Origin of the sequence: Solibacillus sp. R5-41, from assembly GCF_002736105.1 — a bacterium.
In the GTDB taxonomy this organism is placed as follows: Bacteria; Bacillota; Bacilli; order Bacillales_A; family Planococcaceae; genus Solibacillus.
Window position 1 is genome coordinate 1,879,647 of record NZ_CP024123.1, and the last position, 22,318, is coordinate 1,901,964.

A 22,318-nucleotide genomic window follows, 5' to 3' on the forward strand; every position below is an offset into this window, starting at 1 on the left:
AGGTTATGTTTGAGCGATTACGAAAAATAGAGAACCTAGAGCAACGTCAATTACTAAAAGATATTGTAAGTGGTGTGCTCATGAATTTAGTCGATTATCAGGATGAAATGAACAAAAAGCTAGAAGAACGAGTCTTTAACGAAATTGAAGATTGGGAGAACAAACATGATATTTATGTCACGCTTTGTCTAAAAGAAGACGTTGACCCTATTCATGATTCCCTATTTCCGATGATCCCGACAGACCTTGAAAACAACCGTATCAACATGAAACAATTACTGGATTCATTTAGACGAAATGAATCTGTATCTGTTCTTACCTTATTTTTAGAGTGTGATTCGATGCAAATTAAACAACTACTTGCCCTTAAAAGGCATTTTGTTGGTCAGCTACTCACTACTGAAGGGCATTATGATGTGAAGTTTTGCTTGGAGCAAAACACAACTTATATTGAGGAAATTGATAAACTTTACCCTATTTTTCAAGTCAATGGTCTTCCGTGGAAAACAGTAAATAATCCCTTTGCCTATAAATTTTTTGATGTTGTGTTACTGGATTGCCCACCATTAAATGAAGAAACAGAAATTATTGAATTCACAATCGATTTAGAGGAGTTTGACGACAAAAAACGATTAGATATGATCCCTTTATGGAATATTGAGAGGCTCGAGGTAAAAAATACAGGGTTTCCAATTCCCGCAACGGATAAAGTAAATTATGAACATACCATTTCTATTCGCAAGACTGGTACTAAACATGGCTATCTAGTTGAGGCAGATGAAGAAAATATTCGTTATGTTAAACGGTCAGAGGATGAGTTAATGATGGTCTCTCCTCTTGATAAATCAGGGATATGGAAAATCGTGAAAATTGCCAATATTGAAAAAGAAAAGATAGGTAAGCTAAATTATGAACTTGTTTCTAATCGGAAAATAGATAGATTTATGAATAAATTTGTGAACAACTATGCTGTTAGTGTAAAAACTAAAGGTGAAATTATTAGACTTGTCAATTCCTTTGAAGCTGCTAAAGCTGTGGAATTGGTAGATGTGGAAATAGTTGAAACAACTCAACTCGTAAGCTTCAGTTATCCTATTAATCCTTTTTTAGTCAATGTTGTTGGTGAGCATAGCAACAAAAAAGTTATGCTTTTGTTATTTAAAGAAAACGAAGAGAATACTTTTGTTTCAAATGATATTCTCAGTTTCTTTGTTGCAGAAGTGCAGAGACATTTTTATGAATATAAATGTGAAGGTACATGGGTATGAACTACATTTGGGATTTGATAATAAGAGCTGAGGATGAGGGTTTATCTAAAACGGATATTAAATTTACCCTAGCTAAAACTTTTTCTCCTTATATGGAACTTAGCCCTAAGTTTTTAAATGCACATTTTGTGGAAAATGTTGTCGAAGTGAATCCTTATTATCGGTATCATGAAATATTCAAAAATTTATTTCATCTAGACAATGATAAAGAAGCGGAACTTAGAGAAGTATTTTTTGATATTGTAATTCACTTTCTAGCGGAAATAGATCGCATGCAAGGAATGAATAAAAAGGAGTTTTTCATTCAGTTTGTACTGAGTGAAATTGAAGCTGGTGTATTTGGAGAAAGTGTGCGCGATAAAATACAGGTATTTATAAAAAAGGAAAAAGAGATTATCGCGTTAAATGTTTTAAGGTTATATCAAACGGGTGATGAAATTTATTTGGTAAAAGACACGATTAAAAAGCTTTTCAAGGGTTGTATTATTTACCTGAAATCTGAAGAACAGGATGAATTACTTGTATATATCGAACAAAAGCAATGTGAGATTAATCAGTTAAAAGTGCAACTTGTTCAAGAAATTTTTTTACCAATAGGATTTCATATGGAAGTTTATTGGAACAATCACATTGGCATTATTGATGTAGAGGAGACAATGAAACTCGATCGAATTGCCCTTTATTGAATAAATTGAAGGAGGGTTCAGATGTGAATAAATATTCATTTAAGTTGCATACGAATAAAAGTTATCCAGAAAAGAAATATATGACGTTTACACGAGTTGAATTAATGGAAATGACAACCTTCCAGCTCAGAAATATTTGCTATAAAGAGAAGCTTGTCACAGGACTGATTAATACACTTCCACGAGATAGGCTAATTCAGACCATATTAAGATACCGTGGGGCTGAAGGGAGTCTTCTAATAAAAGAGCAAAGGGATGGCGGCTTTGAACGAGTAGAAGCGTCTATGCAAAAGTACTTAAAAACTGCTCTAACAGATAATGGTGAGATAAAAATTCCCGCTAAAATGAGCATATACAGAGGGATGAAAATTGATAAGCCTGACAAGTATCTAGTAGAAACTGGTGGGCGTCTAGTGGAATCAAATGTGTTATTAGTCAATGAGAGTCAGGAGTTATGTGGCATTCTCAATTTAGTAAAAGACAATCAACATCAAAATTTGTACTACCTTACAGCTGATCAAGACATAGGAATCAGGGATACAAAAAATAAGAATTATAGTTTCATTTTCCTAAGAAAGCAGGATTCAGAGTACATCTATAAGACATACTATCAAGAGAATTCGCTTCCTCCAACGAATCTCCATTATTTTAAAATTCCTATCCCGGATTTAGAAATAAAGCCGCTTGAAACAACAAATGCCATTCTTGCAATAGATTTTGGAACGACCAATACAACAGCTGGAGTTTATTTAGATAGTGAATACGTATCTTCTCCATGTACTCATGACTTGCTAAATAAAAGAATTCAGCTCAATAGCATTAACTTTGTAACATTTTTAGAGCAAACGCATCAAGATGAATGGATAGAAGTAGTACCTACTGTTATGAGTGTTGCTGATTGCTCGAATCCAGATCAGATGAGCTATCATTTTGGTTATGATGCGCTGAAAATCATGAAAAAGAATAGTTATACGAGCCTTGCTACAAAATTTCAAGGCATAAAAAGATGGGTCAACAATTACTCAAAATTAGAAGAAATCATGGATGGACAAGGAAATACTGCGCTTGTCCCAAGAAGCCAAATTTTAAGAGAATTTATGCTTTATATTATTCGCATGGCAGAGCATCAGTTTAAATGTCGCTTTAAGCATTTGCATATTTCTAGTCCTGTAAAGTTAAAAACACAATTTATCGAAATGTTTCATAATATTTTGCCCGAATACGAAATAGAATCGGACCATGCCCTAGATGAAGGTATGGCAGTACTTTATAATACCATCGCCAATCAAATTGAGAATGATAGCTTTATGGATGGTAAGGAATATAAAGCACTTGTCATCGATTGTGGAGGTGGAACGACGGATCTCTCTTCTTGTAAATTCCGTATAGAGGATGGGCATATTTCTTATAAAATTGAGATTAACACGACATATGAAAATGGTGATACAAACTTTGGAGGAAATAATATAACATATCGTATCTTCCAGTTCATGAAGATTGTTTTTGCCAATTATTATAGCCGCGGAAAGAATGCCTATGATATTGATGCGTTAATTGATATTCCTGGAAAGGATATTTATAGGCATGTTGATGATTTTGGATTAGAAGCTGTTTATGAACAATTTGAATCTGCCTTTATAGAAGCAGGGAACATTATTCCTACACGCTTTAAAGAATATGAAAATCGCACGCGTGATGAATACTTGCGCGTTAGGAATAATTATTACTTTTTATGGGAAATGGCGGAGGAGATGAAAAAGGAATTCTTCCGTAAGACAGGTATTTTAAGAAGTCGATTTTATTCAGAAAATGATTTGCATCAGGATAGTGACCTAAATGTAACAGCTGTTGAACGATGGTGTTTATCACTATTGGAAAACAATCAATTTAAAGACGTCTATGATTATCCAAATGTATTTTTCAATATTAAAGAAATCAATCATTTAATCAAGGCTGATATTTATGATATTGTTAGAGACTTTTTGGAGGAGTTTTATGAGAATGGTCAGTTGTCAGAATACTCGATCATTAAGCTCACAGGTCAATCGTGTAAGATTGATGCATTTAGAGAAGCTTTAAAAGAATTTGTACCAGGACGAAGCATTGAATTTAGACAAAAGGCTGAAAACATTGGGAAAGTGCCAGAATTGAAGCTTTCTTGTTTAAGAGGAGCGCTGCGTTATTTGAATGCCAAAAAGATTGGCATGATTGAAACAGATGTCACGAATCATGCTCCTGGTGTGCCATATGCAGTAAGTGCCTTTACACATAATCGTCAGGAAAAACTGCTTATTAGTAGTCTCGAACGGCTGAACCAAATTCATGGTACAATTTCTCGCCCATGGGGTGTGACGGAGGTTGAATTTTTCCTAAGTGGCAGTGACAATCACGCCACACATAAATACATTTACTTCAATCGGAAAGAAGATTATGCGCCAGTTCTTTACGAGAACATCGCTGCTTACTATCAAGATAAAATTCCACAAGATGAAACAGATTCCATTGTTAACGGGGAAGTTAAGTTTTTTGTATTTGCAGGAGAAGCTCACTGGGGATTCCATGTTGTGCCAGTAGCTAGAAGAGATGAACAGCTATTTATAGGCAGTAAAGAATTCTTTGCTTTTGAAACTGATTTATCAGAGCTGGATTTCTTTGATGGATTAAAGTAAAACAGGGTAAAAATAGAGGGAAGGGGTGAGTGAAGGAGTGTTTGCCAATCGATATCCGCATTTCCTAAAAGGCAGGATTTTAAAGCGAGAAATGCTTGAGAATATTCGAGACTATTCTAGGGACTTTTTAGATTTGTATTTCCAAGACTACTCAAATGGCATTATTGCTGGGGTCAATGTTGTTGTATCTGAAACTATGCTTGTGATTACACAGGGAATTGTGAAGTATAATAACCGAATTTATATGCTTCTTACTGACCATAAACTTCCTTATCAGGCGACAGGAAAAGAATTGATGCTGAAAATACGATTTGCTGAAGAAGTAAATGAATTGGATTTTACAACTTTTACGACAGACATTGTCTTAGATGACTTAATGGAGCCTACTCACAATGAGCTAGAATTAGGTCGTTTCAAATTAAAACCTGGGTCCAGCCTACGCTCAGCGCATATAGATTTTTCGGATTTTGCTACTGAATATAATACAGTCAATTATATTCACTGTCAGTATGCGGGCATTCATAAAAGTACATATCATCCAATCATTTTACAATATTTTGCGCAAGAGCTTTTAAAAAATCGTCCATCTAACGCCTATGATATAGCGTTTGCGCTAGAGTGCCTAAACCAAGATCGTGTACAACGAGATGTCATTGATTTTTATGTAAGTAATCGTCTAGGTTTGGAATACCAAGAGTATACGAATCTACAAATTCATAAATATTTAAGTCGAATATTATTAGAAACTAAAACGGGTGCCCGTTTGACAGCAAATAATCAAGCACGACCAAAGCGTATGATTGTCGACTAAGTGTAAAAGACTGCTGTAAAAAACGTTCAAGAAACGGAAGGTGAGTGGGTTGAAGTTTTTAGATGAAAAGATTATTGCGCTTAGAAATGAAATGCGAGAACAAGAAAATCATGAAATAACACAAAATCAATCGACTTTAACAGAAAATGAGCAGGAGCCTAAACCAGAGCTACAAAAAATAGACCTTTACCAGTCCTTTGTGCATATAGACGGTGAGAATATTCCAGTAATTGACCAAAGTGTATTGGAAGGGAAGATTACTTTCCGAATGCCAAAGTTATTTTCAATCATGCTACCTGAATTGGCATTTCTCAAGTACCCTTCAGAACGAAGACCGAACACTATTTATACAGATGACTCGTCAACTATCAATCTAGCGTTCAATATGACAAAAAATGCTTTATCAGAAGCAGAAGTTGCTGAGTTTCAAGAAGACATGATCGACATTCTTGAGCAAGCCCAGCCTTCAGCAGAATGGCTAGACACGGGTGTGATAGAAATTAATGAAAAAACAATTGGCTTTATAGAAGTGATTACACCTGCTATAGACGGCGATATTTTCAATTTAATGTTCTTTGCATCTATTGAAGGCCAAGCACTTATCGGTACCTTCAATTGTATGGAGGAGGATATCGAGACTTGGCGATCTTTAGCGAGGGCCATGATGGAAACACTTCAATTTGCTCCTAATGGAAGGAAAGGAGGGGTACAGTTATGAGTGTATCCGTAACTGCCTATCATAATTTGCAGGTACTTCCATTTAAGCTAGTTAGCATTCAAGAGCTTACGCTAACAAAGAAGATAAATGAGCACGCTACTTTACGCTTTACTGGCATCGTGCCTGAGGAAGTTAGGGATAAATACGTTGAAATGACTGAAGCGAATTCGGCAATTGAAGTCAATCAGCTAGATCATTCTGGATCCCCCATACCTTTGTTTAAAGGCATGATTCTAACGATAAAAGTAAGTGCGGTTCGGGAAATCTACTATATTGAAGTCGAAGCTGCTACAAACACCTATCAACTCGATATCAAGAAGCAAAGTCGATCCTATCAAAATAAAGAGATGACTTATTCATCCTTGTTCCAACTAATAAGTCCCCCATATCCTGGTCTCGATATTCTTGATGAGGCGACAAAAGGGGGCAAATTAGAAAAGTTTACTATGCAATATCGAGAAACAGATTGGCAATTTTTAAAGCGACTTGCATCCCGTTTTAATACAGGGCTAGTACCTGCGTCGACCTTTGATACACCTAAATTTCACTTCGGTGTACCTGCGGGCAGTGCCAAAGGGAAACTCGAAGACTATCACTATACAACAAGGAAAAAATTAGCAGAATATCTACTCTATACAGAGAATGGTAATGATGGTATGGAGGAAAATGATTTTCTGTACTATGAAGTGGAAACTGATAAGGTGCTAACTATTGGAGACCATGTAACTTTTAATGAACAAACTTTATATGTTTGTGAAGCATACACGTCTATGAAAGATGGGCTGCTCAAGCACATTTATACCCTTTCTTCAAAAAATGGTATGAATAAAAGTGAAATATTTAACCCTAATATTTCGGGTCTGTCCATTGAGGGTAAAGTGCTTGAGGTGGCAAAGGATCATATTAAGGCCCATCTAACTATCGATGAAAAACAAGATAAAGAGAAAGCACATTGGTTCTTGTACGCGACTGTATATACGGCTGAAGGACAGAGCGGATGGTATTGTATGCCTGAAATCAATGATTTTGTCCACGTATATTTCCCGACCCATAAAGAGGAAGAGGGACTTGCAAGTAGTTCAATTCGCAAAAATTTAGATAGTAGTGCAACGAATAAGCTGGATGATCCTTCTACTAAGTACTATCGAACGGCCTTTGGTAAAGAAATTAAGATGAGCCCAACGGAAATTGTCATTACGGCACAGGATGGCGATATTTTTATCCGTCTAAATGAAGAAAGCGGCATCGAAATTTTTAGCAAGAAGGAAATTAAACTCATTTCCGAGGCGGACATTTCTCTAAACGCTAGTAAGAAAATTATTTTGTCTGCTGAGGAAGAAATTACATTAAAATGCAAAGAAAGTAAAATAACGATGGATGGCAGTGTTCAAATTTTCGGGAAGGAAGTAAAGGCCAATTAACAGCCTTATTCTTGACGTTCTGAACTAAGAGAAAGAAGGAGATGCATATGCAAGCGGAGGGAATTTTACAGCATTTCTATGAAACAGAAGTAGAAAAAAGACGGCTGAAATATTTATTGGCATTAGAAGATTATTTTCAAGGTTCTAAAGATGAGCTTGCCGAAGAATTTAAAGAATCCTTTCTAAACATCTGTCTTCAGTTGCAACAGGAACAAGCCGAACAGCAAAAAGGACCAATCGGACATATCGTCTTTTCCATGCTACGATCAGAGCTACTAGGTGGTAGCCATCGCTATTTAGTAGAAGGAACAGATGAAGATTGGTTCTTTGACCTACACCCTATATTAGCTACCTATGATGTGAGCTGGGCATTTCGTTTTTTAGAGCAATTGATAGAAGAGTTATCTATGTATAGCAAAACATTTATGGGTGCGATTTCACAAGCAGATATAGAGCGCATCAAGTTAATGGAAGCTGCACACTTTCATCAGTATATCATTAGCCTTGCAAGGTACGCACTGCCTGACATCATTAGATGCCCAGAATACTTAGCACTGGAAAGAGCTGTAACAGTGGAAATTCGTATAGGTGAGTATATGGATATAAGTGAAGTTGTTTATAGTGATGATTTCTCACCGAAGGATACGGAAGAAATCAAGGCTTGGCTTGACCAAAAGTTAGAGGACGAATATCCATATGAGGTATTTAGTAATTTAAATTTATCCGGTGGGAACTATGAAAGCTTAGACATACGCTATGCATTTTTCCATAAGACGAATTTGTCGCATAGTCAAATGCGGGATTGCATGCTGATTGGCGCTAATTTCAAAGAAAGCCTGCTGATCGAAACAGATGTAAGCTTTAGTGCTATACATGAAGCAGATTTCAGCAATAGCCAGCTTCAGGGTGCCAATTTCCAACATGTGAAAGGGGCAAGTGGGCTTCTTGATCGAGAGAAGAGGGAAATGCCAGGTTACTTACCAGTACGTTTTAACGGAGCAAATTTAGAAGGAGCAAATTTTGAATTGGCAGATTTAAAAGGTGCTTGTTTTTTAGGGGCAAATGTAAAAAATACGTATTTTGTAGGCGCTAATTTAGACAAAGCAGTGTTCTCTATTGAAGCACGAAATCATCTAAAACTAGATCCATTTCAAACCGCAAATGTCATTTGGAAGTAGATGTTTTAAAAAGGAGACTCGAAGATGAACTATTTTATTCTATCTCAGGATGAGCGTATTTCGAATGCTGTAGAACCAGTTGGCATATCCCAAGTCATCAAGAAAGAATTACTGACAGCCGAAAGAATGGAGGAGCTGGAGGCGATTGATCGTCAATTTCCAGTGTTAGATAAGCGTGCAAATGACTATATCGATTTTATCGAAAAGCCAGTCCCGCTGCTTTCAGGTCCGGTTAAACAATTAGTGGGAAAATATGAGCCGCGCTTACAGTTCAAATCGGTTGTGTTAATGGATTTACCCAAATTAAGTCAAGTGCTATATTGGCTCATCATTCCACCAAAAGTTTCCTGCCTGTCAGCTCAAACAGAATTTCATCTGGACGGTACGCTGAAAAAGCTCGTCATTGATGAGGCATTAGCTGCTCCGTATACCATTTTTAAAATTGACGGTATTAAAGAGGATTATATCATCGTCAATATTGAGCTCGCAGAAAGTATACTACGCCGTGCATTTCGAGGTATTCGATTGTCAAAAGTACAAACCGAAGGGAAATGGAGCGCAGTTTTTCGTTACTAGATATAGTAAAAAAAGGCTCATCACATAACTTGGGGTTGATTTTTCGTTCCGGCTGGGCGCTTTCTGGGGGGCCAGCCGGAACGGAAATCAATAATTAAATGTCAACCCTCACTTTTGGTGATGAACCTAAAAAATCAAAGGTAGGAGAGAAATATTTTGAAAAAAAGATGGATTTCGGTAATGTTTGCAGCAGTAGTACTTGCAGGTTGTGGGTCAGATGAAGCTGTAAAAGGTGAGAAAGAAGAGAAGTTAGCTGGACAGGAAAACGCAGCCACAGAAAAAGTAGATAATAGTAAATCTAATCTTGCAAAAAGTTTTGAAGAAGGTACATTCAAAGCCGATGTGATGACAATCGGTCTTCCAGCAGATTTGAATGAAAAAATGACAAAGATTTCAGAAACGATACAGGTGTCTATTGCGAAAAATCAAGCATGGTATTCAGAAACACTGGGCGGGCTAGCAGAAGGAGAAGCGCTTCCCTACGATGAAAAACTAGGTATTACAGAAGAAGAGTATAAGTTTTTACAGGAAGCGGATCAGCACTTTATCCTTGGGAAAATTGGCGATAGCGATATTACTATTACAAAAACTGATGAGCAGTCAACGATTCAAAATCCAACAGCTACAATCGTTACGGAGCTTAAAGTTAGCGCAGATGGAAGCACGCTTCAAAGCAATTTAGGTGACTTAACCTATGTAGAGGAAATCGTAGCATCTGATGCGCAAAAAGTGACAGGAAGATGGAACGGTCATTTCTATCGCATGGGAGGAGAAAATACAAAGCAGGTGTTACAAATCTCTATTGGTCAGTTAGAGGATAGTAAGAAAAAAATGATTTATATAGAGTTGTATGAAGAAGGACAAGAGAAAAAAGACGAGATCCTCATTTTCTGATAGTTCTTTAGAAGAAAGGGTGATTCACGATGTCGGAAGAAATGCAAACAAAAGGTGATGAGCAGCGCAGCTATGTAGTGGCAGGTGCCACATTATCTTGTTCACAGGGTGATCAAACAAGCATTTTAAAGATGCCTGTAAGCCATGGTGTTTATGTGAAGAACAAAGCACAGATGAACACGATGGATTTTAAGCCCAATGTCAATATCCAACCCTTCGGCCTATGTCAGACATTAGCAAACCCTACGGTCGCAGCAGCTACTACGGCGAATAATGGCGTTCTAACACCTATGCCCTGCACCCCTGTTGTCACGATGCCATGGATAAACGGAAAAGATGATCAATTGGTGGAGAATTTCGCCGCGCTCATCAATCAATCTATCAATATGTGTCTCTATTGCGGGACAATCAAAGTAGAAGATGATGGCCAGGAATAAGTAATTGGCGATCATCCCTGAGGAAAGAAGGGAATTCATGTGAACAAGTGTGATGAAGTAATTGGGTACGGTGAGCTCGAATTCGTATCCCCCTACGAAGTCCAAACATTGCATGATATCAGCCTGATTCAAACCGTCAACGACCATGCAAAGTTGTGTATTACGGGGGTAATCCCCGAAGAAAAGAAAGATAGTTGTATGAAACTTGCAAGCAGTACAGATTTGATTGAACTTTATCAACTGAAGGATGGGCAACGTGTCCGACCACTCTTTAAAGGGCATGTAGCAGAACTTGCTATTCGGATGGTAAGAGGTATCTACCAAATCGAGCTGGAGGCACTATCGTCTTCATTTCGCTTGGACTATAAACCAACATCACGTTCTTTTCAACATGTGCAAATGACATATAGCGACATGATTACGAAAGTACTTACCGACTATCCGGGCGCCGATGTCATTGATATGACTTCAAAAGCTACTACTCTAAAGCAATTTGTATTACAATATAAGGAGACAGAATGGCAGTTTTTAAAGCGCATGGCCTCCCATTTTCGTACTGTGCTCGTCCCTGCAGTGGATGCCGAAACGCCCAAGCTGTGGTTTGGTCTACCCGAAGGACAAGTAGAGAAGCTATCGGCTACTAATTATACCATTGGCAAGGATCGCTCCGTGTATTTACATACGCTACACAATGACAGCGAACGACCAATAATAGAGCGGGATACGGTATCTTATGTGATTGAATCGAAAAAAATACTGGCACTTGGTGACCGTGTCCTCATACAAAACAAGGAGCTTGTTGTGGTAAAGTCAATCGCCCGCATGCAAAAAGGTGTCCTTACCTATGAGTATCATTTACTGTCGGAGGCTGGTATTCGCCAAGGGAGACTGAATATTCCGTCACTTTTAGGTGTATCTATCGAAGGGAAGGTATTAGAGGTTAAAAAGGACCAAGTGCGACTCCACCTAGCAATTGATGAGACGCAAAAGAAGGACGAGGCGACATGGTTTAATCTTGCAACACCATATACAGCAGAGGGGCATAGCGGCTTTTACAGTCCACCTGAAATAGGCGATAACGTCCACCTTGCCTTTCCAACGCATCGGGAAGAAACAGCGATTGCCCGTCACAGTATTCGAAAGGGCGGGGATACGAATCCCAAAACAGCCGACCCGAAAACCGCTTACTGGGGCACACCACGAGGTAAAGACATGAAGCTCGACCCACAATCGGTGACATTTACGGCAAAGGAAGGCGCTGTCTTTTTACAGCTTCATCAGGAAAGTGGGATTGAGGTGCACAGTAAGCATCCGCTTACCCTAAAAGCCAATGACAATATCACCTTTGCAGGCAAAACTATCTCCATGAGTGCAACGGAATCTCTGCGCTTTACGTGTGGTTCTAGCAGTCTCGTTCTTGATGGCATTACGGATATACAGGGACAAGTTGTTGAAATGGAAGGTTCCGTTAAAGCCCCTGTTTCTGTGTCCAGTGCAATGGAAGATGATGATGATAATTTAGAACAAGGCCTAGACGTCATGGGCATGATTCCCCTCGCAGGGGGTGGTGCTTAATGGCGAAGAAAGGTAAGGGTAAAGGGAAAGGTAAAGGGTTTTTAGGCAAGGCAGCTAGTTTACTCGGTAGTATCCCAAGCGTCGGAGATGTAGCAAAGAAAGCAAAGAAAGCGGTTAAATCAACAGCGAAAAAGGCGGGAAGTGCAGCGAAGTCGACAGCCAAAAAAGCAAAAAGTGTCGCCAAGTCAACGGCGAAAAAAGTGAAAAAGGCGGCTAAAACGACGGCAAAAAAAGCCAAAAAAGCAGCAAGTTCAGCCAAAAAGAAAGTCAAAAAGAAGGCAAAGAAGGCGAAGAAAAAGCTAGGCAAAGTTTATACAAAAGCTCGTAAAACCGCGAACAATCTGTCCAAAAGCAAAATAGTTAAACAGGTTAAGAAAGTGGCGAAGAAGAGTGTACTGGCAACGAAAAAAGCCGCTCAAAAGACGAAGAAAGCAGTCAAAAAAGCTGGTAAGCAGGTAAAAGCAGCGGTTAAAGACACGAAAAAGGTCATGACAAAAGTGGCGGGGAAAGTTGCTCACACCTATACTGCCTTTAAAGAAGGGGGCTATAAGAGTGCTGCCTCGGCAATTTTGGACTTTGTTCCGATAGTCGGCAATATAAAAGCAGGAATTGAGATTGCCACCGGAAAAGAAATGTTCACAAATCGCAAGCTAGAAACTTGGGAACGAGGCGTAGGAGTTGCGGCTGTATTTGGTGGAGGTTTAGTCAAAGGAGCTGTACGTGGCAGTAGACTTGCATCTGGCATCGTCACTGGCAGCAAGAATACAACAAAAAATTCAACATCGGTAGCCAAGTCTTTAGATGGGAAAACTCCAGAATCAAAACCGCCAAAAAATAAAGAACCAGCTAAAAAGCAGGCAGAGACTAAGGGTACGGGAAATGGTACTAATATTCCACCCGCCTTTAAGCAAACTAAATTTGCCAGTTCATATAAAAATAGATACAATCAAACACCTGCACCAAATAACCCAACTGTCGAATTTAAAGGAGCACGAGGGGAATCTCTATGTACGCTTAAACCACCGCCAGACCCTCAAATACAAAAGATATTGGGTCAAGCTGATATTGATGGTATCCAATATAAAAATGCTGTTCCTGATTTTTCACCAGTAGCAAAAGCACAATTCGAAATTGACCACATGGTAGGTGGGATTGGCAAGAACGGAACAAAAGCGAGAGCTATTAACTTTAAACAAGCAGATCAAAAATTGGCTGAACAACTTAACAATTCGCCTGAGCTGGCAAACAAGTTTGGAATGACTCCTGGGAAAATTAAAGCAGGAGACATTGCAGATTATCGAGAAGAATACAAGTTAACCTGGCATGAATTAAATGATGTGAAGACGATCCAACTTGTACCATCAGAAATAAATAGCAAATTTGGACATCTTGGCGGTGTAGGAGAGATAAATGCAGGAGCGTTTAAGCCGGAAGGATTTGCAGCTAAATAGAAAGGGGAAATTACAAAATGAAAATAAATGATGCAGTTTTTGGTGAGCTTGAATATGATTATGTCTGGAGTAGAGATACTATCATTGAATATTGCGGAAAAGAAGCCGATATAGCTTTGATGATAGATGGTGAAGAAGATGGTGAATTTAGTGAAAAACAGTATAATTCGTATAATTCTTTAATACAAAATTGGGGACATGTACAATATAGCATTTTGCCACCAATTTTAGATTATTACAAACAAAAACGACATGAGCTTGGATATGATATTTCTTATAATGAAAATTATCCTCTAATTGATACGATTGATCAGCTTTTTGAAATGATTAGGCTAGTAGGGATTTATGTTCCATCTGCTAGACGATTTGAAGGCAGATATATAGGACTAACATACGATTGTACATGGGACATAGAAAATGGGGTAGGTATTCGTCTAATAGATGAAGAAGTAGCTAGGGTAGGATACCAAGATGTTGCACTTTGAATACCTGGCTGTCAACTAACGAATAAAATCATCGTTTAATCTATAACATATTTAACCCATGTAATTCTTATTTGAATATCTTTTCGTATTGTTTGCATAAACTCCAAAGTTTGAATTTTATTAATTAAATTATACGATGTGGTTGTAAGTGGCAGGTGAATTATGGTTTGATACCACCGTAATTTACCTGTTTTTTGTTATTTGAAATTTTTTATGACCGTTTGTCAAATTATATGCAAGAGTTCTTCTTGAAATGTCTAGTCTGGAGTTTTCCAACCAAGGCATTTTCGTGAATCGACAATTAATTAAAATGAGTGCTTGATTCAACTGAGTTGTTGTGACTCCATCAAAAATAGTTTTCTTCGGAAAGAACTCACGTAGTAACCCATTCCCGTTCTCATCCGTCTTCCTAAATCTCTATCAGGAAATTGGGATAGAGATGCACAGTAAGCATCCACTTACCCTTAGAGCCAATGACAATATCACCTTACCGAAGCCATCAAATAAAAATACAGAGTCAGCTACGACTACAAAATCAAAAGATAAGAATCCGTCAAGTCGTAACCAACAGCAAAGTACTAAGAAATCGAACACAAATCAAGCACCAGCTAGTAATACAAAAAACAGACGAATTCAACTGCAAAACTTAAAACTAATGGATCGGGTAATCGAGGTTGACTCTACAAAGCCATTAAGTCCTTTAAACAATCCAAATCCAAATCCAAATCCAGATATGTCTGTTCCACCTGTTCGCTATGAGTTTAAAACGATTGACGAAGTAATAAGGATGCGTCGTGGCGATGGTCCAACAACAAAAAGAATCCATGGGGATAAAAATATCGAGGCACATCACAGAGGACAAATCCCTATCTCCGAAGGTGGAGTATTCGATGAATTAGAAGAATATACACACATCGACGTGGAGGTAACCACACAAGACATACAGAAAAATCAAAATTAACGCCAAGTCAGAGAAAAAAGAAATAATTGAACACTATAAAAAAAGAGGAAGTGAATAAATACTACCAGGTGAAGGTATATAAAAATTTTGAGAGGAAGGTAACTTAACATGACTTATGATCAAGTAGAGACGGTTTTATCTCAAGTGTTAGATAGAGAATGGGATACTTTAGATTCCCCTTCTTTGAATGATTGGAATATAATCGAGAATAAATTCCATTGTAAATTTAGTGATGAGTTTATAAGTTTTTTTATAGCAATGTCTAAATATGTGTTGCCAGGCATTCTAAATGTATCAACAGGGAAAAATAATGGTAATGATTTAATAACATTTGTTTATGATTATGAGAAAAATAATGGCATGTGGGATGCAAATTTGATTCCATTCCTAGACATTGGTAACGGTGATTATTTTTGTATAAGTGCGAAACACAGTCCAAAATCACCTGTATATTACTATTATAGTGAAGATTTTGATGTTGAAGAGTATAATACAAGCTTTGAAGAATGGATAAAAAACTTGCCTCAGTTTTTAAATGGATAATGTTTATTAACCTCGATAGAGAAATTTTCTATTGAGGTTTCTACTTTTGTGCACAATATATTTAGATAATATCTTATACATTCAAACCCTATGCAGCTTACCGATAATCATAATTGTTTCTATGCATCCAATATAAAAAATTAAAGAGGGAGAATTCAGGGTTAGAATTTGATTTTATTAGGATAGAAACAGATATCAAAATTACGAAAACAGGATTTGGTGTAGAGGAATTAAAAGTAAAGGATTGGAATAAACAACTTGATTAATTGAGGTGAATATATTGTTGAATCTCAAAAAATTGCAATTATCATATAAAAGATATTGTAAAAATTTTGTTGAGGGAATAAAGTTTGAGGATGTAGAAGAAGAGTATATGGATAGTTTTAATAGAATTACTCATATTGTGAAGTTGAATGATATTGAAAAGGATCATATTTTATTAATAGATTTAGATTCAATAGAATCACATAATTTTTCTAAATGGAAGAGTGATGTGCTTGTAAATCATGAGAAAAAATCAGATGAATTAAAAAAAATTATGATGGTTGTTTTCCATCAGTGCATGGCACAAAGTCTTTATAAAAGTAGATATCCTAAAATGTTTGTCGAATACACTTTTAGAGAAGCAATTATGACCTTAATTCATTTCACAATGTTTGGATGGGAAAAGGAAGAGAATATATTATTTAATTTTATTGTAGATCATTTTGATAGCCGTTGGATGAATGCAAATGATTTGAACAAACATACGTGGTTTTTATTAGAGCTTTATTTGCAGTTCCGGAATAAAACCATTTTTGGAACAAATCAAAATCTACATAAAGCTGTGAAAGAACAATTTAAAAAAATGGATTTAGAATATGGCTTAATACCGGAAGAGTTAAACGTTTATACTGAAGTATTAAAAAACTGGGAAACACCTCAGCTAGATGAAATCAAAACTTTAATTGATAAAATGTCTGTGTTTCATTCCATTTTAGCCTCAGAGCTAGGAGAGTCTATTGAATTTGGGGACTTTGGATACGGATTTTACCCCTATGAAATTTTATTTTTACTTTTCGTAAGGAAAAAACGCAGATTACCTATTCCAGAAGAATTTGATGATTTCTTAATGAATACACCTGAAGCAAAAATGATAATTAGTGATCCCGAACCATACCCAGAATGGGATCCTCTCTTAAAACTTATAGATGGTTTTTATCGGAAGAATTATCCGGATTATATTCCGAATCGATATGGCGAACTTTTTCAAAACTAAAATAGCCTTTTATGGGAGGGAAACAAAATGCAATTTCAAGAAATCGTATCTATTATTTTTGACAAGACGGATCATTTGGAGAATGCTCTAGATGACTTAGACAAAAAAATAGACTTTCATGCATGGATATTAGAATATGGGATGTCAACTAAGAGATTCCTCTATCTTGATTATAAGGGGGAAGAGGACTATGAGATAGTGAATTACATCTTAGATTACGAATTCAACCATGGTATTGAACTTGCCTCACAAGAAGAACTTGAGCAGCTTGGTGAATTTGAATATGAGTTCTTACCCGACAAGATTAGAGAGGTAAACGAAATTATTTCATCAAAAGGATATGGTTTATTTTCTTATCCAACTACTGGTGATTATTATGCTTTATTCATTGAGGAACTAGTAAATAAAACGAAACTATTACAGTTTGAATTACTTGAAAATGAAAATATTCCTCTAAGCGGGAAATATATACAATATTATAATTAAATTTAATTTTTCGATAGAATAATATTATTTCAAGAAAATGAGATACACATTAATGGATGACTGATTAAGAGGTCGTACAATTTGACTTGATTAAAAAAGGGTTAGTACTTGCTTGTTTAGTTATAATAAATAAAAGGAATCTTAGGAGAGTCTTAATTTGGCATGTGACAATTTCAACAGATTAAGTTAGCTCAATATATTGAATGCAACAATAACATTTTTGATTGACAGCCAGTTAGCAGTTCACCCCGATTACTGGCTGTTTTATTTACTTATCTACCTCGAACTACATCAAGAAATAGGCATTAAAGTCCACAGCAATCATTCAATCGTTTTAACAGCCAGTGATGATACATCACATTTTCAGGGAAAACGATCGCCATGAGCGCAGGTGAATCTCTCCGTTTTACATGCGGATCTAGCAGTCTTGTACTCGATGGCATCACCGATATTCAAGGTCAAATCGTAGAAATGGATGGCTCGATTAAAGCGCCAGTTTCTATCTCAACAACGACTGAAGACGACGATGATGACAATTTCGAACAAGCCCTCGACGTCATGGGCATGATTCCGCTCGCTGGGGGTGGTGCTTAATGGGGAAGAAAGGCAAAGGCAAAGGATTTTTTTTAGGCAAGGCAGCTAGTTTCCTCGGTAGTATCCCAAGCGTCGGAGATGTAGCAAAGAAAGCAAAGAAAGCAAAGAAAAAGCTAGGCAAAGTTTATACAAAAGCTCGTAAAACCGCGAACAATCTGTCCAAAAGCAAAATAGTTAAACAGGTTAAGAAAGTGGCGAAGAAGAGTGTACTGGCAACAAAAAAAGCCGCTCAAAAGACGAAGAAAGCTGTCACAAAAGCCGCTCAGAAGACGAAGAAAGCTGTCAAAAAAGCCAGTCAGAAGGTAAAAGCAGCTGTTAAAGACACGAAAAAGGTTATGAAAAAAGTGGGAGGCAAAATTGCTTACACCTATACTTCCTTTAAAGAAGGAGGATATAAGGGAGTTGCCTCGGCAGTTTTGGACTTTGTTCCGGTAATCGGCAATATAAAAGCGGGAATTGAGATTGCCACCGGAAAAGAAATGTTTACAAATCGCAAGCTAGAAAATTGGGAACGAGGCGTAGGATTTGCGGCTGTATTTGGCGGAGGTTTAGTTAAAGGAGCTGTACGTGGCGGTAAATTTGCATCTGGCATCGTCACTGGCAGCAAGAATACAACAAAAAATACCGAACTGGCTAAAAAGCAGATAGAGAATAAGGGTACGGGTAATGGTAGTAAAAAAACTAATGTGGCTGACTTTGATGCGAAAACAGCTACAAATAAACAAAAGGGGAATTTTGGAGAAATACAATCATTTGATAACCTATTAAACAATAAAAGTTTAAAAGAAGCTGGTTATGACTTAAAGCCAATAGGTAGGGGTGCACCATCAAGCATAAATGATAAAATAGTAAAAGGGATTGACGGATTATACGAAAATGCGAATAAGAATTCAAGTATCAAATATGTTATTGATGAGGCGAAGTTTGGCAGTTCACAATTAAGTCAGACGCCTAAAGACGGACCGCAAATGTCAGATAATTGGTTGAAAGGTATAAAAACTGAAAAAAGTAGAATTTTGAAAGCTGTTGATGGTGATGAACGATTAGCAGAAAAAATTACCAATGCATTGGATGTTGGTAAAGTTGAAAGAGTATTATCAAAAGTTGATAGTAATGGTGATGTCAGAACATTTAGAATAAATAAAGATGGTGAAATAATAGGAGAATGGCCTTGATAATGAGGCAAGAAGGAGTCGAAAGTAATGAGAGATCATTTATGTATAGAAGAAAAGTGTAGAGAAGGAATCGAATATCATAAAGAATTTATTGTAGAGAATAAGGAAGATATAGAAAGTTTAAAAGAAGATGAGAGAAGAGGTATTCAAAGAAATCCTATTGATAATCCAAGCATTATAGAAGCAAGATATTTAAGGAATTTTACACATCAGCTAAATGATATTAGGGCAAAATATTCTTTAGGGGATGACATTAGTACAATAGAAGAAGATTATCATAATGCCATAGATGATTTAGAGCAGACAGGAACTAGGGAAGTTGGCTATTTAAGTCTGCTGTGGACAATCTCCTTAGGCATCTTACTAGAAACAGATAAAAAGAATATAGAAAGATTAAGTAAGGTAGTTGAGAAAAAGGAAATAAATGATGCAGTAATTGATTTTTTATTATGTGCTAGTGATATCGGATATACGAAAATTACCAATGAGTATGATAAAGAAAATCCGTACGCAAAAACAAGGGAAATTATAGATCTTGCGCAAACGGATAAGAAAGAAGCATCTAAAAGATTACAAACGTATATGGAGAAAGAATGGTTTAAAGGTCATTATGATTATGATTGGAAGAATTCACATAAAGAGCCTGGATATGTAGGATATTGGAGCTTTGAAACGGCTGCACTGGCAAAGATTCTTGAGCTGGATGATACAAGCCTAGTAAATAACAATCATTATCCTTATGACTTGGCGCATTACAAGAATTCAATGAAATTCAAGCCAATTACCTTAAGTGACTATAACAAAGAACCAGAGATAGAGGAGCTTCTTATAATAGAAGGAATTGAAAATAATCCGGCATTGGAAAAGGTGATTCCACCAAGGTGGCAAGCATTTATCAATGAATTGATCCATGATTATAACGAACTGGATAATCGTAGTTTTTATGAAAAATATAAAAAAACGATAGGATTAGGGCAAATTTGGTTCTTGTTAGAAGAATACGAAGAAGAAAATGAAGGGAAAAATCTCTTAGGAAGTTTAATTGTTTTTGCGATGGTTGAAAAAGGCTGCATACTGCAATTGGATTATAAAGATGATTTGGAAGATTACGATTCATATTTAAAAAATTATTGGGATATAGAAACGAAATTGGTTCAATTTATATTAGATAATGATCAGAATTATTACGCATTGATACCAATTGCTGTAGATATTAGTAATATGTACGAAGTTCCCCTTCAAGATGTAAATTAAAAAAATGAAAAAATGGTGGTAGTTGGGTAATCTGACTGCCGCTATTTTTTTAGGGGCTTGCTTTTATACCTAAGGGTACGGGTAATGGTAGTAAAAAAACTAATGTGGCTGACTTTGATGCGAAAACAGCTACAAATAAACAAAAGGGGAATTTTGGAGAAATACAATCATTTGATAACCTATTAAACAATAAAAGTTTAAAAGAAGCTGGGTATGACTTAAAACCAATAGGTAGGGGTGCACCATCAAGCATAAATGATAAAATAGTAAAAGGGATTGACGGATTATATGAAAATAAAAATCCAGATTCCAATATTAAATATGTTATTGATGAAGCTAAGTTTGGTAGTTCACAATTAAGTAAGACACCTAGAGATGGAACACAAATGTCAAATGAGTGGTTAAAAGGTTCGGAAACGGGAAAAAGTAGAATATTGAAAGCTGTTGATGGAGATGAGGAATTAGCAGGAAGGATTACTGACGCATTGGATGATGATAAAATAGCAAGAGTACTATTAAAAGTTGATAGTAATGGTAATGTTAGAACGTTTAGAATAGATAAAGATGGTGACATAATAGGTGATTGGCCTTGATAACGGGGCAAGAAGGAGTCGAAAATAATGAGGGATCATTTATGTATAGAAGAAAAATGTAGAAAAGGGATTGAATATCATAAAAGATATATTGCTGAGAAGAAGATAGAGATAGAAAATTTGAAAGAAGATGAAAGAAAAGGTATTCAAAGAAAACCTAAAGATAATCTAAGTATTATAGAAGCGAGATATTTAAACAGTTTTATTCATCAAATCGATGATATCAGTGCAAAATATTCTTTAGGGGATGACATTAGTACAATCGAAGAAGATTATCAAAATGCCATAGATAATTTAGAGCAGACAGGAAAAAAAGAAGCAGGTTATATTAATATACTGTGGACAATTTCCTTAGGCATCTTACTAGAAACAGATAAAAAGAATATCGAAAGATTAAGTAAGGTAGTTGAGAAAAAGGAAATAAATGATGCAGTAATTGATTTTTTACTATGTGCTAGTGACATCGGATATACGAAAATCAGCAATGAGTATGATAAAGAAAATCCATACGCAAAAACAAGGGAAATTATAGATCTTGCGCAAACGGATAAGAAAGAAGCATCTAAAAGGTTACAAACGTATATGGAGAAAGAATGGTTTAAAGGTCATTATGATTATGATTGGAAGAATTCACATAAAGAGCCTGGATATGTAGGATATTGGAGCTTTGAAACGGCTGCACTGGCAAAGATTCTTGAGCTGGATGATACAAGCTTAGTAAATAACAATCATTATCCTTATGACTTGGCACATTACAAGAATTCAAAGAAATTCAAGCCAATTTCCCTAAGTGACTACGACAATGAACAAGAGATTGAGGAGCTTGACATAATAGAAGGAATTGAAAATAATCCGGTATTAGAAAAGGTGATTCCACCAAGGTGGCACGCATTTATCAATGAATTGATCCATGATTATAACGAACTGGATAATCGTAGTTTTTATGAAAAATACAAAAAAACGATCGGGTTAGGGCAAATTTGGTTCTTATTAAAGGAATATGAAGAAGAAAATGAGGGGAAAAATCTTTTAGGAAGTTTAATTGTTTTTGCGATGGTTGAAAATGGCTGCATATTGCAATTGGATTATAAAGAAGATTTGGAAGATTACGATTCAAATATAAAAAATTATTGGAATACAGAAACGAAATTGGTTCAATTTATATTAGATAATGATCAGAATTATTATGCTTTGGTACCAATTAATGTAGATGTTAGAGTTATGTATGAAGTTATCCTTCAAGATATGAAGTAAGTTAAATTGAATGAATGATAAAATGGTGGCA

The 22,318-nt window shown here is 36.4% G+C and carries 20 protein-coding genes and 4 pseudogenes; 23 read left to right on the forward strand and 1 reads right to left on the reverse strand.

Annotated features, from left to right (window positions below; all coding sequences use genetic code 11):
• Window positions 1–5: 5 nt before the first annotated feature.
• The 13 genes from CSE16_RS08975 to CSE16_RS09040 all read left to right on the forward strand — a co-directional run bounded on the left by CSE16_RS08975 (window position 6) and on the right by CSE16_RS09040 (window position 14,169).
• The gene (locus CSE16_RS08975; protein ID WP_253896210.1) at window positions 6–1,268 is read left to right on the forward strand and encodes a normocyte-binding protein; all 1,263 of its coding nucleotides are present in this window, start codon (window positions 6–8) and stop codon (window positions 1,266–1,268) included.
• On the forward strand, window positions 1,259–1,954 hold the full coding sequence (locus tag CSE16_RS08980) for an iron-dependent peroxidase (protein ID WP_099423587.1): 696 nt from the start codon (window positions 1,259–1,261) through the stop codon (window positions 1,952–1,954). Before CSE16_RS08975 ends, CSE16_RS08980 begins: the two co-directional genes overlap by 10 nt.
• Before the next feature lie 23 nt (window positions 1,955–1,977).
• The gene (locus tag CSE16_RS08985) at window positions 1,978–4,623 is read left to right on the forward strand and encodes an acetate and sugar kinases/Hsc70/actin family protein (protein ID WP_099423588.1); all 2,646 of its coding nucleotides are present in this window, start codon (window positions 1,978–1,980) and stop codon (window positions 4,621–4,623) included.
• A gap of 25 nt (window positions 4,624–4,648) precedes the next feature.
• Window positions 4,649–5,434, forward strand: coding sequence for a DNA and RNA helicase (locus CSE16_RS08990; RefSeq protein ID WP_253896211.1), 786 nt, complete (start codon window positions 4,649–4,651; stop codon window positions 5,432–5,434).
• A 40-nt stretch (window positions 5,435–5,474) separates the two neighbouring features.
• On the forward strand, window positions 5,475–6,152 hold the full coding sequence (locus tag CSE16_RS08995; protein WP_099423589.1) for a hypothetical protein: 678 nt from the start codon (window positions 5,475–5,477) through the stop codon (window positions 6,150–6,152).
• On the forward strand, window positions 6,149–7,573 hold the full coding sequence (locus CSE16_RS09000) for a hypothetical protein (protein ID WP_099423590.1): 1,425 nt from the start codon (window positions 6,149–6,151) through the stop codon (window positions 7,571–7,573). Before CSE16_RS08995 ends, CSE16_RS09000 begins: the two co-directional genes overlap by 4 nt.
• Before the next feature lie 47 nt (window positions 7,574–7,620).
• Window positions 7,621–8,751, forward strand: coding sequence for a pentapeptide repeat-containing protein (locus CSE16_RS09005; RefSeq protein WP_099423591.1), 1,131 nt, complete (start codon window positions 7,621–7,623; stop codon window positions 8,749–8,751).
• Between the two features lie 24 nt (window positions 8,752–8,775).
• Entirely contained in the window at window positions 8,776–9,327 is a 552-nt protein-coding gene (locus CSE16_RS09010; RefSeq protein ID WP_099423592.1) for a serine protease, read from the forward strand.
• 156 nt (window positions 9,328–9,483) lie between these two features.
• Window positions 9,484–10,221 carry a hypothetical protein gene (locus CSE16_RS09015; RefSeq protein ID WP_099423593.1) on the forward strand — a complete coding sequence of 246 codons (738 nt, stop codon included), beginning with the start codon at window positions 9,484–9,486 and terminating at the stop codon, window positions 10,219–10,221.
• Between the two features lie 29 nt (window positions 10,222–10,250).
• Window positions 10,251–10,658: a DUF4280 domain-containing protein gene (locus CSE16_RS09020; RefSeq protein ID WP_099423594.1), complete on the forward strand. Its 408-nt coding sequence runs from the start codon at window positions 10,251–10,253 to the stop codon at window positions 10,656–10,658.
• Between the two features lie 39 nt (window positions 10,659–10,697).
• Window positions 10,698–12,233, forward strand: coding sequence for a phage baseplate assembly protein V (locus CSE16_RS09025; protein WP_253896212.1), 1,536 nt, complete (start codon window positions 10,698–10,700; stop codon window positions 12,231–12,233).
• The gene (locus tag CSE16_RS09035) at window positions 12,233–13,684 is read left to right on the forward strand and encodes an HNH endonuclease (RefSeq protein WP_157764776.1); all 1,452 of its coding nucleotides are present in this window, start codon (window positions 12,233–12,235) and stop codon (window positions 13,682–13,684) included. The genes CSE16_RS09025 and CSE16_RS09035 overlap by 1 nt, the downstream gene beginning before the upstream one ends.
• A 17-nt stretch (window positions 13,685–13,701) precedes the next feature.
• Window positions 13,702–14,169: a DUF6985 domain-containing protein gene (locus tag CSE16_RS09040; RefSeq protein WP_099423596.1), complete on the forward strand. Its 468-nt coding sequence runs from the start codon at window positions 13,702–13,704 to the stop codon at window positions 14,167–14,169.
• 257 nt (window positions 14,170–14,426) lie between these two features.
• Here CSE16_RS09040 and CSE16_RS21830 read toward each other — a convergent pair.
• A pseudogene (locus CSE16_RS21830) lies at window positions 14,427–14,580 on the reverse strand (IS30 family transposase); the annotation flags it as partial.
• Between the two features lie 28 nt (window positions 14,581–14,608).
• Between CSE16_RS21830 and CSE16_RS21835 the strand changes: the two are divergent.
• From CSE16_RS21835 to CSE16_RS09085, 10 genes and pseudogenes are all read left to right on the forward strand, one after another.
• The gene (locus CSE16_RS21835; protein WP_253896213.1) at window positions 14,609–15,130 is read left to right on the forward strand and encodes a hypothetical protein; all 522 of its coding nucleotides are present in this window, start codon (window positions 14,609–14,611) and stop codon (window positions 15,128–15,130) included.
• 108 nt (window positions 15,131–15,238) lie between these two features.
• Window positions 15,239–15,673, forward strand: coding sequence for an SMI1/KNR4 family protein (locus tag CSE16_RS09050; protein ID WP_099423597.1), 435 nt, complete (start codon window positions 15,239–15,241; stop codon window positions 15,671–15,673).
• 280 nt (window positions 15,674–15,953) lie between these two features.
• Window positions 15,954–16,931 (forward strand): hypothetical protein, encoded by a 978-nt coding sequence (locus tag CSE16_RS09055; protein WP_099423598.1) that lies wholly within the window; start codon window positions 15,954–15,956, stop codon window positions 16,929–16,931.
• A gap of 27 nt (window positions 16,932–16,958) precedes the next feature.
• On the forward strand, window positions 16,959–17,417 hold the full coding sequence (locus tag CSE16_RS09060; RefSeq protein WP_099423599.1) for a DUF6630 family protein: 459 nt from the start codon (window positions 16,959–16,961) through the stop codon (window positions 17,415–17,417).
• 381 nt (window positions 17,418–17,798) lie between these two features.
• Window positions 17,799–18,011, forward strand: a complete 213-nt coding sequence (locus tag CSE16_RS09065; RefSeq protein ID WP_099423600.1) for a hypothetical protein — start codon at window positions 17,799–17,801, stop codon at window positions 18,009–18,011.
• Between the two features lie 335 nt (window positions 18,012–18,346).
• A pseudogene (locus CSE16_RS22170) lies at window positions 18,347–18,577 on the forward strand (pre-toxin TG domain-containing protein); the annotation flags it as partial.
• 108 nt (window positions 18,578–18,685) lie between these two features.
• Window positions 18,686–19,186 (forward strand): annotated as a pseudogene (locus CSE16_RS22175) (cytoplasmic protein); the annotation flags it as partial.
• 27 nt (window positions 19,187–19,213) lie between these two features.
• Window positions 19,214–20,440, forward strand: coding sequence for a PoNi-like cognate immunity protein (locus CSE16_RS09075; RefSeq protein WP_099423602.1), 1,227 nt, complete (start codon window positions 19,214–19,216; stop codon window positions 20,438–20,440).
• Between the two features lie 71 nt (window positions 20,441–20,511).
• Window positions 20,512–21,033 (forward strand): annotated as a pseudogene (locus CSE16_RS09080) (hypothetical protein); the annotation flags it as partial.
• Between the two features lie 27 nt (window positions 21,034–21,060).
• Entirely contained in the window at window positions 21,061–22,287 is a 1,227-nt protein-coding gene (locus CSE16_RS09085; RefSeq protein ID WP_099423604.1) for a PoNi-like cognate immunity protein, read from the forward strand.
• Window positions 22,288–22,318 lie beyond the last annotated feature (31 nt).